This window comes from Halobacterium wangiae, assembly GCF_021249345.1.
GTDB classification, from domain to species: Archaea; Halobacteriota; Halobacteria; order Halobacteriales; family Halobacteriaceae; genus Halobacterium; species Halobacterium wangiae.
On the sequence record NZ_CP089588.1, the window covers coordinates 1,132,781 to 1,146,897 of the forward strand.

The 14,117-nt window shown below is 57.8% G+C and carries 22 protein-coding genes; 13 read left to right on the plus strand and 9 right to left on the minus strand.

Annotation, left to right across the window (positions count from 1 at the left end; all coding sequences use genetic code 11):
- Nucleotides 1-17 precede the first annotated feature (17 nt).
- The 6 genes from LT965_RS06235 to LT965_RS06260 all read left to right on the plus strand — a co-directional run bounded on the left by LT965_RS06235 (nt 18) and on the right by LT965_RS06260 (nt 2,953).
- Nucleotides 18-1,160, plus strand: coding sequence for a hypothetical protein (locus tag LT965_RS06235; protein WP_232703155.1), 1,143 nt, complete (start codon nt 18-20; stop codon nt 1,158-1,160).
- Nucleotides 1,157-1,339 carry a hypothetical protein gene (locus LT965_RS06240; RefSeq protein WP_232703156.1) on the plus strand — a complete coding sequence of 61 codons (183 nt, stop codon included), beginning with the start codon at nt 1,157-1,159 and terminating at the stop codon, nt 1,337-1,339. The genes LT965_RS06235 and LT965_RS06240 overlap by 4 nt, the downstream gene beginning before the upstream one ends.
- Nucleotides 1,339-1,572, plus strand: coding sequence for a hypothetical protein (locus LT965_RS06245; RefSeq protein WP_232703157.1), 234 nt, complete (start codon nt 1,339-1,341; stop codon nt 1,570-1,572). The genes LT965_RS06240 and LT965_RS06245 overlap by 1 nt, the downstream gene beginning before the upstream one ends.
- Nucleotides 1,565-1,834 (plus strand): hypothetical protein, encoded by a 270-nt coding sequence (locus tag LT965_RS06250; RefSeq protein WP_232703158.1) that lies wholly within the window; start codon nt 1,565-1,567, stop codon nt 1,832-1,834. The genes LT965_RS06245 and LT965_RS06250 overlap by 8 nt, the downstream gene beginning before the upstream one ends.
- A complete protein-coding gene (locus LT965_RS06255) occupies nt 1,834-2,235 on the plus strand; it encodes a hypothetical protein (protein ID WP_232703159.1) in 402 nt (133 codons plus the stop codon). The genes LT965_RS06250 and LT965_RS06255 overlap by 1 nt, the downstream gene beginning before the upstream one ends.
- A 127-nt stretch (nt 2,236-2,362) precedes the next feature.
- On the plus strand, nt 2,363-2,953 hold the full coding sequence (locus tag LT965_RS06260) for a hypothetical protein (protein ID WP_232703160.1): 591 nt from the start codon (nt 2,363-2,365) through the stop codon (nt 2,951-2,953).
- A gap of 151 nt (nt 2,954-3,104) precedes the next feature.
- Here LT965_RS06260 and LT965_RS06265 read toward each other — a convergent pair whose 3' ends face one another.
- Complete coding sequence (locus LT965_RS06265) at nt 3,105-3,278, minus strand: hypothetical protein (RefSeq protein WP_232703161.1); 174 nt, start codon at nt 3,276-3,278, stop codon at nt 3,105-3,107.
- Nucleotides 3,279-3,529: 251 nt separating this feature from the next.
- On the opposite strand from LT965_RS06265, the gene LT965_RS06270 reads away from it, so the two are divergent.
- A complete protein-coding gene (locus tag LT965_RS06270) occupies nt 3,530-4,066 on the plus strand; it encodes a tyrosine-type recombinase/integrase (protein WP_232703162.1) in 537 nt (178 codons plus the stop codon).
- 18 nt (nt 4,067-4,084) lie between these two features.
- Here the strand turns inward: LT965_RS06270 and LT965_RS06275 are convergent, their stop codons facing one another.
- Both LT965_RS06275 and LT965_RS06280 read right to left on the minus strand, forming a co-directional pair.
- On the minus strand, nt 4,085-4,405 hold the full coding sequence (locus LT965_RS06275; RefSeq protein ID WP_232703163.1) for a hypothetical protein: 321 nt from the start codon (nt 4,403-4,405) through the stop codon (nt 4,085-4,087).
- A gap of 181 nt (nt 4,406-4,586) precedes the next feature.
- Complete coding sequence (locus LT965_RS06280) at nt 4,587-5,165, minus strand: hypothetical protein (protein ID WP_232703164.1); 579 nt, start codon at nt 5,163-5,165, stop codon at nt 4,587-4,589.
- A 47-nt stretch (nt 5,166-5,212) separates the two neighbouring features.
- On the opposite strand from LT965_RS06280, the gene LT965_RS06285 reads away from it, so the two are divergent.
- Complete coding sequence (locus tag LT965_RS06285) at nt 5,213-6,415, plus strand: hypothetical protein (RefSeq protein WP_232703165.1); 1,203 nt, start codon at nt 5,213-5,215, stop codon at nt 6,413-6,415.
- Here LT965_RS06285 and LT965_RS06290 read toward each other — a convergent pair.
- Together LT965_RS06290 and LT965_RS06295 are read right to left on the minus strand one after the other, a co-directional pair.
- Complete coding sequence (locus LT965_RS06290; RefSeq protein ID WP_232703166.1) at nt 6,412-7,161, minus strand: hypothetical protein; 750 nt, start codon at nt 7,159-7,161, stop codon at nt 6,412-6,414. The two genes, LT965_RS06285 and LT965_RS06290, sit on opposite strands and share 4 nt — an antisense overlap.
- Before the next feature lie 3 nt (nt 7,162-7,164).
- Nucleotides 7,165-7,488 carry a DUF8156 family protein gene (locus LT965_RS06295; protein ID WP_232703167.1) on the minus strand — a complete coding sequence of 108 codons (324 nt, stop codon included), beginning with the start codon at nt 7,486-7,488 and terminating at the stop codon, nt 7,165-7,167.
- Nucleotides 7,489-7,623: 135 nt separating this feature from the next.
- Between LT965_RS06295 and LT965_RS06300 the strand changes: the two genes are divergently transcribed.
- Entirely contained in the window at nt 7,624-8,739 is a 1,116-nt protein-coding gene (locus LT965_RS06300; protein WP_232703168.1) for a DUF6338 family protein, read from the plus strand.
- Nucleotides 8,740-8,742: 3 nt separating this feature from the next.
- Here LT965_RS06300 and LT965_RS06305 read toward each other — a convergent pair whose 3' ends face one another.
- From LT965_RS06305 to LT965_RS16750, 3 genes are all read right to left on the minus strand, one after another.
- Nucleotides 8,743-9,201: a hypothetical protein gene (locus LT965_RS06305; RefSeq protein WP_232703169.1), complete on the minus strand. Its 459-nt coding sequence runs from the start codon at nt 9,199-9,201 to the stop codon at nt 8,743-8,745.
- An 80-nt stretch (nt 9,202-9,281) separates the two neighbouring features.
- Nucleotides 9,282-9,578: a hypothetical protein gene (locus LT965_RS06310; RefSeq protein WP_232703170.1), complete on the minus strand. Its 297-nt coding sequence runs from the start codon at nt 9,576-9,578 to the stop codon at nt 9,282-9,284.
- Nucleotides 9,579-9,584: 6 nt separating this feature from the next.
- A complete protein-coding gene (locus LT965_RS16750) occupies nt 9,585-9,872 on the minus strand; it encodes an ArsR family transcriptional regulator (RefSeq protein WP_489886066.1) in 288 nt (95 codons plus the stop codon).
- Nucleotides 9,873-10,273: 401 nt separating this feature from the next.
- On the opposite strand from LT965_RS16750, the gene LT965_RS06315 reads away from it, so the two are divergent.
- From LT965_RS06315 to LT965_RS06325, 3 genes are all read left to right on the plus strand, one after another.
- Entirely contained in the window at nt 10,274-11,128 is an 855-nt protein-coding gene (locus LT965_RS06315) for a beta clamp domain-containing protein (RefSeq protein ID WP_232703171.1), read from the plus strand.
- 3 nt (nt 11,129-11,131) lie between these two features.
- Nucleotides 11,132-11,341, plus strand: a complete 210-nt coding sequence (locus tag LT965_RS06320; protein WP_232703172.1) for a hypothetical protein — start codon at nt 11,132-11,134, stop codon at nt 11,339-11,341.
- A gap of 114 nt (nt 11,342-11,455) precedes the next feature.
- Nucleotides 11,456-12,478 carry a tyrosine-type recombinase/integrase gene (locus LT965_RS06325; protein ID WP_232703173.1) on the plus strand — a complete coding sequence of 341 codons (1,023 nt, stop codon included), beginning with the start codon at nt 11,456-11,458 and terminating at the stop codon, nt 12,476-12,478.
- Nucleotides 12,479-12,970: 492 nt separating this feature from the next.
- On the opposite strand, the gene LT965_RS06330 is transcribed toward LT965_RS06325, so the two are convergent.
- On the minus strand, nt 12,971-13,288 hold the full coding sequence (locus LT965_RS06330; RefSeq protein WP_232703174.1) for an RPA12/RPB9/RPC11 RNA polymerase family protein: 318 nt from the start codon (nt 13,286-13,288) through the stop codon (nt 12,971-12,973).
- Nucleotides 13,289-13,543: 255 nt separating this feature from the next.
- On the opposite strand from LT965_RS06330, the gene LT965_RS06335 reads away from it, so the two are divergent.
- Nucleotides 13,544-14,014, plus strand: a complete 471-nt coding sequence (locus LT965_RS06335) for a hypothetical protein (RefSeq protein ID WP_232703175.1) — start codon at nt 13,544-13,546, stop codon at nt 14,012-14,014.
- Nucleotides 14,015-14,117: the final 103 nt, after the last annotated feature.

Sequence of the window (14,117 nt, forward strand, 5' to 3'; positions counted from 1 at the left end):
ACGCGACGGTAGCGGAGGTGAACAGCGTGGATAACAAGAAGCGCGCACAGGCGGCGTGGGCCGTGCTGCTGGCGCTACTCGCCTTGCTGTTCGTCCCGCAGGTGCCGAACCTGCCGCGGAACAACAACCCGAGCGAGTCACCGGCAGAGGACCCCGCGCCCGACGAGAGCGGCGAGGAGAACCAGAACCAGAACGAGGACGGCAGCGAAGACGGGGCGGAGGACGGCGCCGAGGACCCGTCCGGGGACGGCTCTGACGAAGGCTGGTTCCAGGACGACCCCGAAACCATCGGTGACCCCGACGCGCCGACCGGAACGCCGGACAGCGGCGGGCACGCGCCCGCTCCCGAGGACGGCCAGGGGTGGGAGGCGCCCGAGGACTACGGCGACGGTACGGACGGCGGAACGTACGGGGACATCATCGACGATCTCCTGGACGAGTACCCGAGCGCCACCGCGGCGCCGAGCTGGTTGGCGCCGTTCTTCGATGGATCTAGCGACGGGGAGACGACGTACGGGAACGACGCGACGACTCCCGACCTGCCGGACAACCCGCTGGACGGCCTGCCGGGCCACAGCGACCCGCAGAGCGGCGGTGTCGGAAGCATCCCCGGGTACGCTGAGGGCGCCATCGGGGACGACCCGAGCGAAGGCCTGACGTGGGCGGGGAAGATGGCCGGCGACGTCATCGAGGAGGCGGCGAAGAACCCCGAACCCGTGCTCATCGTCGTGGGCGCGGTCGGTGGGGCGTTCCTCATCTCGGGCGGCGCCGTCACCGCGGTCACGACGGGCGTGGCGACGCGGCTGGCCGCGGCGGGCGCGACGCGCAAGCAGGTCCAGGACGCCGAGGCGTTCGTCCAGGAGCTCGCCGGGAGCGGCGGCGACGCCGAGGACGTCCAGGGCGACGACGGCGACGACAGCGGCACCGCGGCGCCGTCTGATGAGCCCTGGTCGCCCGCGCCGGGCGACGACCCGGGCGACGAGGACGACATCGCCAACCCCGACGAGGGCGAGGGCGGTCACCTCCCTGCGCCGAGCGACGGCGTGGGCTGGGAGGCGCCGGAGGACGTCGAGGCACCGGAGCCGGCCATGCCGGGGTACGATGATGACGGACAGCACGAATCAATCGGGCGGGGCTCTCAGCCGGGGTACGGCCTATGACGTCGGACGCGCTCTCCATCGTCGAGACAGGGGCGTTCCTGGTGCTCCTGCTTGTCGTCGTGAAGCTCGTTGTCGACGCCCTCGAAGCGGCGCCCATCGGCTTCGACAGCGAGGTGGACGACGTGCTGGAAGACGGCTACGACGAAGTGCGCGACGTCTGGACGGGGGCGAGCGGCTAATGCTCTCCATCATGCAGGCGTCGGCCATCATCACCGCGGCCTGCGCGGTCGGGGCACTGCGGTACGTCCGGCGGGCGGCGCGGGACGCGCGGTGGTCGCGTCGCGCCCTGGAGGGCGAGGAGTACAGCGACGGGCTGATTGAGACGGTCGCACGGAACGCGCGGCGGTCGACGCGGAACGAGCGCGCGCTGAAGCGCGAGGGACTGCGGACAGACGGAGGCAAGCATGACTGAGGACACCCCAGCGGACGCGAGCGGCGACGCAGAGACGACCACAGCGGCGACGCGCTACCGGTGGACGAACGACTTGCTGGCGGGCATCATCGTGCTCGCGCACGTCACGCTCATTGCTAGCGCCGTTTTCGGCGGTGTGAGCGTCCCCAAGGCGGTCTGGGACGTCTTCGCGGTCGAGGTGCTGCTGGCGACGGTGTGGGCGTTCGGCCGGGAGACGGTCGGCGCCGTCGACAAGCTGCGCGGCGGTGGAGGGTCGTCGTGATGTTTCCCGCCGAATTGGTGCCAGACGGCCACGTTGGGGCGCCCCATCACCTCTACGTCGGCCTGCTGGTGCTGGCGGTCGCGGTGTTCGTCGTCGCGGACGACTACGCCCGCCGCGAGCCACTACTGGCGCTCGCGGGCAGCCTGACGGCGCTGTTCGCGTTCGCCACCGTCTGGCCGTTCTACCACGGGACGGGCGCCGCCCTGACGCTCGCGGGCGTGACGGTCGCGCTCGTTGGCGTCTGCTGGCCCGGCGGGATGTGGGCTGGCTATCCCCTGAAGTGGCGGCTCGTCGCGCTGGTCGGCGCCGCAGTCGCGCTTGACGACGCGGTGAGCCACGCGCTCGGCGTGTGGACACCGCTCGACGCCGGTTGGAGGCAAGTCTACCACCTCGTTCCTTAACTCAACTTGGGACCTTTTGGTTCCTCCTCCCTCCGTTCTCTCTCCAAAACCAGTCTTGAAGTGAATACCCGGGGTTGAATCAATAAGCCTTTACCAGAATCTCTACCAGGATGGTTCAATCAGCCACATGATTGTAGCTTATGAAAATACTCTACTTTTTGATGGCTCTTTAGGCCTTATCTCCCTGCGGTGGGTCCTCAACACTCTTGATTGGTTTATTAATAATCCTATCCCTGGCATAGTTGGGATTCTATACACCGTCATCTATTTCAAAACCATTGAGAATCTGTCTGCCGAGCCGAGCAACTTAGTTAAACCCCAAAAACCCGAAGGCGATGGGGTCTTGAAGAAGATCCAGCATACTCTACTTGGATATATTTTTGAACTTCAGCTACACGCTACTAACGCCTTGGCAAATGATCGGTTAGTGAACCTGTCTTACAAGGAGAGATTCTGGGGGTACTCACTCGCGAAGGCTGTTGACACCATTTTCCAGTTTGCTTTCGTACTGTCGTTTTTCACCCTCTCTTTCGCTTTTCTGTTCTTCCGTGCGTCAAAATTTGAGATCCTCAACGGAACAACGACCTCCATCCTCATGATTGGCTTTCTTGGATTCTCCTATCGACTGTCACGAAGACTTCCAATCGTGTATCTAAAGCTAAAACGTCCGCTTAGAGAGGCTCGCGCTGAAGTGGGATTCAGAAACAACGGGGTCTGACAGTATGATATATTCCTAACCACTCCATTCTCCCCTAGCGTCGGAGAAGACCGGAAACCGCGACGTTACTCCCAACTCCGTGTCGGAGAATCACTGAGAGTGCGACACCCCCGGTGCTACGGCGGGGATTTTGCAGTAGTCGCAGGGGCCTTTACAGTACCATCTGAATCTGAGACATGAACGTAATGCCTGCTATGAATGCCTCTAAGGTCTGAACTGCGGGCGGCCCCTGTCGGGTTACTAGCAGTACCACCACCATTCCCGCCAGAAATCCCAGAGGTGATTTTTCGCCGATTCGGAGTTGCTGAGTGATGTCTTCCAGCATGCGGTCGAGTTGTGGGGGATAGAGAACATAAAGGCTCAAACAGGGTTGCGCCGTCTCCGGGTTTCCAACCCAGAGCGGGGAAACTACCCTGGCACGAGTGTCGGAAATCTCGGAAAGCCCGACACTGACAGAATCGCAGACCAGTGGTTCTCCGGTTTTACAGAGATACAAGTCTGTAAAATCTAGCGGCCTTGACCCCCACTGAGGGGAAGATTCTAGGAGTTGGCTGTAAAACGGTTGTACTGCGAGACATGAGTTGGAAACGCGAACCCCTGACCGAGGACGAGTTACAGCAGCTTCTGGACGTAGCCGACGACTTCGACCTCGACCATCAGGTGACGATCTACACGCTCGCCCACACTGGCCTCCGGGCGAACGAGCTGGCACACATGACCGACGAGTGGATGGACTGGCAGAAAGACCACCTCCGCGTCCCCGGCCAGGACGGCGACTGGACCCCGAAGACCACTCACGCCGCGCGAACCATTCCCGTAAAGCACCCTGGAACGATTCGGCGACTCCGAGACTTCTTCGGGTACGATAGCGAGTACGGCGCGACCAGACAGACCGTGACCAACCGCGTGAAGCGCGTCGCCTCAGAAGCAGGGCTCCGTAAGAAGGTGACTCCCCACGTACTCAGACACACATATGGAACGCTGATAGCTGCTCGAGGCGCGACGCCGCAGTATATTCGCCAGACGATGGGACACGCGGATCTGTCGAGCGCGAATGATTACCTGCAGTACGCTGGTACGCAATTAGACGCAGAAGCAGAGGAGTTGTGGTGAATTTACCCCTAAACTCAGTCAAACGGGGAACGTTGCTGCTTCTTCCTTAAGAAGTGACGTGTAGTTTTTAGGAATATCTGCACCAGCTTCTGATAGGGCTTTGATTAGGCGTTCTCCTTCTCCAAATTTTAGTATACTATCATCAAACAACGTCGCAGTAAAAGATATAGAGTCCCAGAAGGGAATATCTGCGCGATTGAACGCTCGATGAGCCGTTCTAGAGTCAGATATACAGTAGCAGGTCTTCCCTCGTTCCAATTCTTCCTTTGCCAGACCGATAGCAGCGATTTGGGTACTACCAAGCCGGAAATGACGTTTTCGCGTATCCTTGAACTCCACGTCCGTACAAGGCACTACATCACCGCTATCAAGGATGTTCTCACACGTCCCTCTCGATAGATTCTCCTCAACCCGTTTGGGGATGCAGAGCTCATACTCACTCCTGGCTATATGCGCTTGGACTGTAATATCAGATTCCTGTTTGCCCCAAAACAGGACCGTCTCCAAGTCCGGAATTAACTTAGACACGAATAGCCTGAACGAAGTTCTCTGTATCTCGGTCAGCAAGCTCTGCCGCTTTTTCCGCTGTCACCTTCCCCTTCTGATATAGGCTCCTCGCGAGAACCTCTCTGTTCTCCTCAAGATTGGGCTTCTCAAGGGATGCCTCAGTCATTTCCGGATAGGTATAGTATACGTAAACTAGCAGCTCATCTTTTGTTAGGTCATTTGCGAGGTTCTTCACATCCTGAATAAGGGCAATGAGCTCGTCGTCGGCGCTCGATCTAAGGAAGTCCGCAATACTCTCTCCAGTTTCCGTGAGGGTGATATCTCGCCCACGGCGGCAAATTATCCCCCGGTAATCAAGGTTCTCTAAAAGGTTGTCAACCTCTTCACTGTAGGGACCTTGGAGATGAGGTTCATACGATAGATAGTACTCCAAAGGTTTGAGATTCTTAGCAATCAAAAACATCTCTTTTTGGAGCCAAAGTTTTCCAGGGATAGATCTGCCACCTTCTGCATCCACTAGCATCACGAATATTTTCTCGGCATTATTGAGCTGCTCCGATAGCTCATGTGGTGCCAATTGGTCATTGGTCATACTGTATCCTCAGTTATTTAAGGGTATGTGACAAGGGCCTTAATAGTATGCCGAATCTCCGGGTTCGAGTCAGGAATATTGACGACGATACTCTATTCACACATAAAACTATCCGTGTGGGCTCTAAGAGCATCGACACGCCGACTAAAGCGATCCCGCTACGAAAGCTCACGAGGAAAGACCCGATTGTAGATTCGGCTCGGGGCATTAACGAGATTTATATTGAGATAAGTTCGGGGGACTTGGACCAGGCTCGTAATTCGATGAAGTCTCCCCTGAAAAAGAAAATCAGGACTGCTCGGAACCGGGCTCAGACCGGAGAGCTGAATATTATATTTGTGAAAATCAAGTCGACAAAGCCTCTTTCGGAAGAAAACCTGCGTTATCTCTCTGATTTCCTCCAGTCCACTTCTGACTTCGTGGCTGTACCCCTGATGACGCCTCTCCTCGAGAAAATCAAGGAAGACGACCGAGGAACGGCCTCGAAGTACTTCAAGACGTATATGCAGAACGTAAAGGAGTTCGTTCGTGTCTCGATGCAGCTTAACGAGAAACCAATCATGGGGACAATTCCACCCCTCCCATGGCAATTCACTAATCAGATCGTCGAGTTTTACATGAACAACGCCATCCGGGCGTTCTGCTTCAATTTCAGTGGTAGAAAGGTGACGGCTGATACCCAGCTCTCGGACATGGTCACTCCCCTAATGAGGGAGGTTGCTATGGAAGGCCTCCAAGAGGACATCTTCCTCTACAGTTTGAATGCAAACAGCGGTCGGAACTCGTCCGACTCTGATGGCGCTCCAGCAGCTGATTTCTTGACCTTCGGGTTCGGTTTCGATATTCTCGGGAATAAGCACATTGGGGGGAATCTTCCTCCTCATCTCTTTGATGAGATTTCGAACTCAGAGCCGAAGTTCCAGTTGTTCCATCCTTCGGACTATATTTACAAGAAGTACGAGTACGACCGTTTGCCAAGCCACCTACCTTCAAACAGCGGATTAGATTATGACCGGCTTCTAGCTCGAGACCAAGATTCAAGCCGCCTAAGCAAGCTCCTCAATAGCGAACAGCAGAGTTTAGAATCGCAGCGCCTCAGGCCTGCAATCGACGAGTACCGGGTTTTGGATCACATTGAGCACAAGCAGGGAGTTGAGGGTGGGAATCTCGAGAGCATGTTAGATGCGAAGTCCCAGTTTGAAGGGGACAAGCAGCAAACCAGCTTGGACGATTTGGACCACCTCTTCTAAGAATTAGAGGGTAACTCCTCACTTCGTATTGGCCTACCATGCTCCATTACATTAGAGAAACTCACAGATTCGTCGGTAGGAATTCGTCTTCCACGCGGATGGAGTTTCCCTTCCTCTTCTGCTAAATTCTCAAAGGAAATCTCGAATCCGACTTCTAAGCTGTCGACATCGCCATTTAACTCCTTCAACGTATTCTTCAGGGAAATTGGTCCATCACCAGAATCATATTCAAACTCCACTGGTGCCCGGAATTCTTCTGAATGGCCAGACTCGAGGACACCCCCCTTACTAATGCTGGATTTTGCTCCTCCTTCCTTCCTTGGCAGTGGGGATTTCTTCGGACGAATATCGACATCAGTTGCTTGACGGTCGTAATCGGGAATGAACTTGATGAAGATGTTCTGCGCTAGGCCTTCTCCTTTGTTGATTAGCGTAATAGAGTAAGCAGGAATCGTAATCTCGTGTCCCCGTTCGCTGTAGGTATCTGAGCCGCTTGAGTGGACCTCCTCGAGGATAGCAGTGTATCCGGCCTGCATCAAGGTCTCCTGTTGACTGGCAACTTTTACAGACATCAAGTAACCGACCACCAAAGCTGAGGAGAGAAATGCGTTCGCTACAACTCCCATCGCCTGAATTTCGTTTGTGGTGTATGTACTGTTAATTCTCTCAGCAACTGGAACCGTGATTATACTGAGAATGGCGAACACCACAGTACCAATAATCAGGTACTTCGCTGTGGTTCTCATGTCTTATTGGTTGCTCTCTGTGACTGGTTCATAATTCCTCGCTCCTGAAGCTTGGTCAGGCCTTTCTGTGGTCATCCTCGAGTTCTTCTTCACTTCGGCCCGAAGCCGAACGATTTGCTGTTGCTGTTCGACGAGCATCGAGAAGACGATCGGCCACTTCGCGTCGGCCTCGTTCTGGACGTGGCCGGGATACGGGCGTTCCAGAGCGGCGTCGACGAGCGCGTCCCAGTGGGCCTGCTCGGCGGGTTCGAGCAGACCGCGGAACGGCTGCCAGTCTTCGGCGAAGTCGGCGACCTGTTCGTGGTACAGCTGTGGGTCCTGCGCCATATCCGGTCGGAGATAGAGACGGCTGAAGAAGGTGTGGCGGGCAGAGTGGAAGTGGAAGTGGTCTCCAGTTGATGGTGTAACGGCCGAAAGTTGCGAGAATAAACATTTTATATGAGGGTATCGTGCCCAGGAATAGTGAATGCGGACACTCTACTGGGGATCAACCTCCTTTACATCATCCTCTTCATCGTTCCAGGCCTTCTTGGGGTGAAATTCTACCGGCGAGAAGCAGACGTTTTAGATGATGATAATAGGATTGACGCAATTGTTTACAGTATTTTTCTTAGCATTATCGCCTTTTATGCTCTCTATTCTCTCGACTGGCTTAGTTCAGGAACTGCTCTTACTGTAGAGGACTTAATCGGGTTGAAACTGAATGACTTCTATTGGGGATATTTAGCAGTCCTATCTACTGCCGTTCTTCTTGGCGCCTTTTATGGGAGATACAAATACCATCTAGTTAATAACCAATCATTCGGCAGCCGCCGGGAACCATTGACAAAGTCGCTTTCCATCATATTCCCAAACATCGGTGTGGTCAGAGCATGTCGATGGGTTCGGACAAAGCTGGCCGGGGCAAAAAGCCGGTTTATTGGCTTTATTGGGCTAGCGGGTATTGCGACTGAGCTTCGAGAAACGGTGTGGAGGCCTTTTTATGACGGTGACTCCTCAACAAGCACGGCCGTTTGGGACCAAGTTTTCGAGGAAACGGATGCTCACGTCCGAGTTACAACGACAAAGGGGGACGAAATTTCAGGGAAGATCCTAGATTCAGGCTCGTTCGCACAGACCCGGGACCTTCTTCTCTCCATCCATGACTACCCCACCGATGCTTCAGAACCCTGGAGGTGGGAAAACATGGACTACGTGTACATCCATAGCCAGGATATCTCTCACATCGGTCTTCAGGATGTGGATCTCGATCGAAAAGTCATCGAGGAGCTGAAAGCAGAAAGGGATGAAGGTAGTTCCTCAACCTTTAGAAAAACAGAGGTGCCGGACCAAGCAGAAATCTCGACAAATCAGGCAGGATCAGACCAAACGAATGAAGACAGGTCTTCAGAGGGGGACGAGTTGATGACTACACTTCTTGCAGAAATTGTGAAAAGTCATGGTATCAGCTCGGATGAGGTGGATACAGCCGAAATTGGTGACTATGAACTGTACTTCAATCAGCTGAAGGAAGAAATGGCTGTGGATGAGGAAGTCAAAGAACAGTTAGAAGCGGTCGGGGAACTGGAAGAGGACTAGCAGCTAATTGAGATTGAGCTTACTGTTGACTGCCATTTCGGGGTATTCGTCGTAGACTTCCTGGATGAATTCCAACAGTGGCACATCGTTGTACTGTTCCTTGAGCGCCTCAATCTCAGACAATTGTAAGCCCTCTTCGGCTTCTCGTCGGGTGTGAAGGAGAAACTCCAAAAACTGTTTCCCCTTCTCGTTAAGTTCGTACGTTTGTTTCACTCCACCTGATGGAGTCCTCGTAGTTTTACAACTAATGTAATCGTCAGCTGCTAGCTCGTCAATATCATCGTAGAGTTCCTTCGAGAAGGGGCCATAATCGTCTGGCCGGAACTCATAGTCCCCCACTTCCAGATCATCCAGTTTCCGTTGAGCCATGAACACGAGCTTCTGGAAGCGGGTTATACCCTCCACTGCGTCCTCGTCCTCGGCGTACAAGATCGCCAATGGGAGCAGCTTGGGGTTCTTCATACGCGTGTCTTAACAACTCCGGTATTTAGTTCTTGATGGCCAAACTGAAGTTCCATACTTAATATCAATTTACAGGGTTCCTAACCATTGAGTATGCGGCCTGAACGAGGTCGTCGTTGGTTTGCTGCATCAACTTCTCCACGCAGGTAGAGCTGTCCCCATGTCGTTATCTCGAAGAGGTCCTGGTGCTGTAGCGCAACAAGACCAGCGTCTGCGAGCATCTGACACCGCTCCCGAATCTGCCCCTTCGAGACCTCCATCTTCTCGAATCCAGGATGGTTCGCCATTAGTGAGGGCGTCGACCAGCCGCTCTCGTCGAGATGCTCGAGTATCCGTTCATCCAACTGCCGCATCCACGTCGCCGTCTTTCTCATCATTGGGGGCTACGAGTGCGCTTTCTCGCCGTTGTCGTCCGGGTCTTCGATCTCGTCGGCGTCCAGGTCGCCAGCGAGGTAGTCCTCACCGCGCTGGGTGATGACGTAGACACCGTTCCCGAGGTGTTGGAGCATCCCATATTCTGCGAGGCGCCGGAGACGTCGCGAGATTTGGGACTTTGAGACTCGAATGAATCCAGAGTCCTTGAGTTCGGCTGGAGAGCCTGATTCCTCCTCTTTGATGTACTCCAGAATCCGGTCGTCCCAAATCGTCATCCACGAGCCCGACTTTCTCATCAACAGCAGATTTGCAGTGCCACCCCCTAATCATCCGCAAAATAGTACCTCTGCTTTAGTCACCGCATACTTGCTTTCTCATGCGAGCATTTACTACACCGTTGCATTTATGCTACGGGCCTGAATTGAGGGTAGGTGCGAAGACCGCTGGCTGGACGAAGACGAGTCTGTTGGTCGTAGAAGACCGGGACGTGCTGCAACACGTCCCGAGAAGCGGTTTCGCGGACGGAAGATGTTCGCTGAAACCACCGCGGGCACGAACGCCCGCACGGCGATAGAAGCACCGCAACCCCAAGAATCCAGCGCGACTCCCTGCGCGGAGTGTCCACGCTCCGCGGATGGGATGAACGCTGACGGCCGCGCACTCTGCCGCTTCTGCGCGGCGTGGCGGGGTGGTCGCGATGAGTAAAGCGCAGCAGTCGCGCATCTTCGAGACGCCGTCAGAGGACTCGCTGTCCATCGAGACGGACGGGCGGACGATTCGGCCGGCGATGGCGCTGCTGACGCCGCTCGTCGCCGAGGGGAAACTCCACCTCACCGAGCACGGCATCAAGATGCGGTGTATCGACGCTGCGAGCGTCGGCGCCGCCAGCATCACCATCCATCCCGAGGCCTTCGACACCTACGACCTCGACGACGAGCTGGTCGTCGGCGCGAACGTCAGCCGCCTCAAGACGGCGCTGCGGGACGCGCGGATGGGCACGCGGACCAACGACGACGTCACACTCGAGCTCGACGAGAGCCGCACGCTCGTCTCTATCGAGCGCGAGTACGACCAGACCAGCGTCGAGATCACCGACGAACTCCTCGCGCTCGACCCGGACGCGCTTCGAGAAGAGCCGGGGCTGCCCGGTATCGACCAGCACGCCCAGTGGGCAACCACCGTGGACGTCGACGCACTCCACGACGTCGTCGACCACATCGGCGCCGACGATGTAGATATCCGCGAGCGCGACGGTGATCTGCTCCTCGGCGGCCGCGCCACTCTCGAGGAGTCCAACGACTACGAATCGGTCGCCGTCTTCGACAGCGACCTGGAGAAGCTGAACGGAGGGACCGAGGGCGTCAGCTCCCGGCTGTCGATGGCCTACCTGTGGGACGTCGTCAACGCCCTCAAGCAAGCGAAGGTCACGGAACTCACGCTCCGCTGGGGCGACAGTTGGCCCGCCGCGTTCGACTTCAAGCGCATCGAGGACGAGACGACGCTCTACGAGGGCCGGTTCGTCATCGCGCCCCGCATCCAGGAGGGGAACTGACCGATGCACGAACTGTTCCGCTACAGCGACAGCATCGGTCGGCTCGTTCGGGTCGGCTTCACCGACGACGCCGACGCCTGGATTCGCCAGGAACGGCGCCGTGGCAAGTGGTGCACGATGGAGAGCCACCCGATGGAGAGTCTCGAATCCGTGCAGGGCGAGCCACTGCCGGAGGACCACAACACGCCCGTGACGGTGAACACCGGCCCATGAGCGACGTGACCTGCGCCGGCTGCGGGCGGACGGTGACGACGGTCAACTACAACGAGGGCACCGGCCTGTGCGTGTTCTGCGACGGTGAGGCGGCCGCAATCGGGGGTAACTGAGATGCGGCCAGAAGACCTCTCGCCACGCGAAGCGTGGCAGCGATACGTCGACCGGCGCCGGCCGGAATCCACGGACCACACGGCGACGACGCTGCACTACCGACTGAAGCAGTTCGTCGAGTGGGCCGAGAAGCAGAACATCGAGGCGGTCAGCGACCTCACCGGCTGGACGTTCGAGAACTACGAGACGGCGCGCGCCGGCGACGACATCGCGCCCATCACGCTCCGCAACCAGATGAAGACGCTCCGCCAGTTCGTCCGCTACCTCGAGCGCATCGAGGCCGTCGACGACGGACTGAGCGAGAAGATCCACGTCCCGAAGATCGACGCCAGCGAGAAGAGCTCGGACACGAAGCTGGCGACCCCCCAGGCCCGCGCGCTGCTCCAGTACTACCGGGAGTTCGAGCACGGGTCGCGGCGCCACGCCCTGCTCGAAGTGCTTTGGAACGTCGGCTGTCGCCTCGGCGCCATCCGCGGGCTCGACGCCCGCGACTACCACTCCGGCGAGCAGTACCTGGAGTTCCGCCACCGCCCGGGGACGGGCACGCCGCTGAAGAAGAAGCGCAACGGCGAGCGCCCGGTCGCGCTCTCGGACCCGGTCACGGACGCTCTCGACGCCTATCTGACTCGTGGGGAGCGCTGGGACGTCCACGACGACCACGGCCGAAGGCCGCTGTTCGCCAGCCGCCTCGGTCGCCCGAGTCAGAACACGGTGCGCGTCTGGACGTACATGGCGACGCTCCCCTGCATCCACGGGGAGTGCCCGCACGACCGTAACCCGCAGCACTGCGAGTTCACCAAGCGGCAGGAGGCGAGCAAGTGCCCGTCGTCGCGGAGTCCCCATCAGGTCCGCACGGGCTCGATCACCTGGCAGCTCGACTCGGGCGTGCCGCCCGAGGTGGTCGCTGTCCGCGTGAACGCCTCGCCCGACACCATCAGCCAGCACTACGACAAGGCGACGCCCCGCGAGCGCATGGAGCACCGCCGCCGCAGCTACGTCGACCAACTCAGACTCCAACAATGACACTCGAAGAAACCTCGAACAGAAACCACGCGAGAGCCGCGCTAGAGCCGAAGAATTCCGGACCCGTTCATGCTCGGGCGGTCCCACTACGTACATAACGTTTTCCGGGGTTCTCTGATACGTAGCGGCGGTTCTCGGGGGTGGTCCGCGTCAGCCTCCGCGTCACCACGTACTCCCGTGGGCGCCGGTTCAACACGCTCACTCACTGCCCGCTCTGCGGCTACAACTTCAATCCCGAGGAGTCCGAACACCGCCCCGTCTTCGGTTCCGTTTCTGGAGAGAGAGCGGTCCAACGATTACCGCACCGATAATCGGGGGAATGAACATCCCAACGAAGGCGCTCGTGGCAGCGGTTGTTGTAGCCTCAAGAACGTTGTGGGAGTTGGTCTGGAGCCGATGTGTGGCTCCACTTGAGACCGAGTACCCCGGGCGTTGCGAGTCTGATGTGGCGGTCTGTGCGTATGTAAGCGGCGGGGTTCGCGAGATGCGCCGTCAGGACTCGCGCCACTTGTGGCCGCACTCGACGCAGGTGAACAGCCGAACCTCGTAGGAGCCCCCCGGCTTCGGCATCATCTCGTAGTAGGCCCGGTCGCTGTCGCAGTCGTCTGCCGGACAGGGTTCCTGCATCGTCTCGGTGGAGTTCTGAGTCGCGTCGGCCACGGCGGGTGCCCCGTCGTCCCGCTGTCCATCCTGGGTCGTCATCGCCGCTTCTGCTTGCGAGTCCCGTGGCTCCTCGTTCTCACAGGAGCGACACACCCACGTGTCGCCCTCTGTGCGCATCATCGAACCACACCCGTCACAGAATTGCATCGTTAGTCGGAAGACAAGATTGTCGGATATATGCATTAACTTCCGATCCGTCGTGGATTTCGGGCAACTGCTCAGGCCCCAGCAGGCGGAGATCGCTCGGCTCCGTGGGCGCCTCGAAGGACTCGAAGCTGACCTCAGAGAACGCCCGCAATCGCGATCTTAGGCGAACCTCGAAAATCGTATCTCGTGTATTGGCAGCAGCCGAGTACTGTTTTTACCTAGTGATTTAATATACAGCATTATACGGAATTTCGTATGGTCCCCACGACGCGACGACGACTCCTGGCCAGCGCAGCCGCGCTGACTGCCGTACTTGCGGGCTGTATCGAGGGTTCGACAACCGACACCGAATCGATCGAGACGACCACGACGACCAAGGAGGTGGAGACGACGACTATCACCGACGAGACGGTCAGCGTCGCGGCCGGCGAGTACGAGACCTGGGAGTTCTCGGGGCCCGGGAGCGTCGAGTACGAGTTCTCGGTCGCCGACGGACCTGCAGTGGACAGCTACGTGCTGTCCTCCCAAAACTTCGAGTACTTCCAGGACGGAGAAACCTTCCAGACCGAGGCCGAGAGCGAGGATTCATCGGACGGTGACGGGATGGCGGTGCTCGGGAGTGGTGACTTCGTGGTGCTGGTCGACAACACGGACGCGGGCGCCGCGAGCCCACCCGACGACGGCGCCACGGCCCAGGTCGAGGTGGAGGCGACGGTGACACGCTGAGAGACGACGTCCACTGGTCGTGTTCCGGGCAGATCGTTCGACTAGAGGAAAGAGTCGAGTCTGGAACGGAAAACTGCGGAGTCTGCGCTTCGTAGTCCGCCTG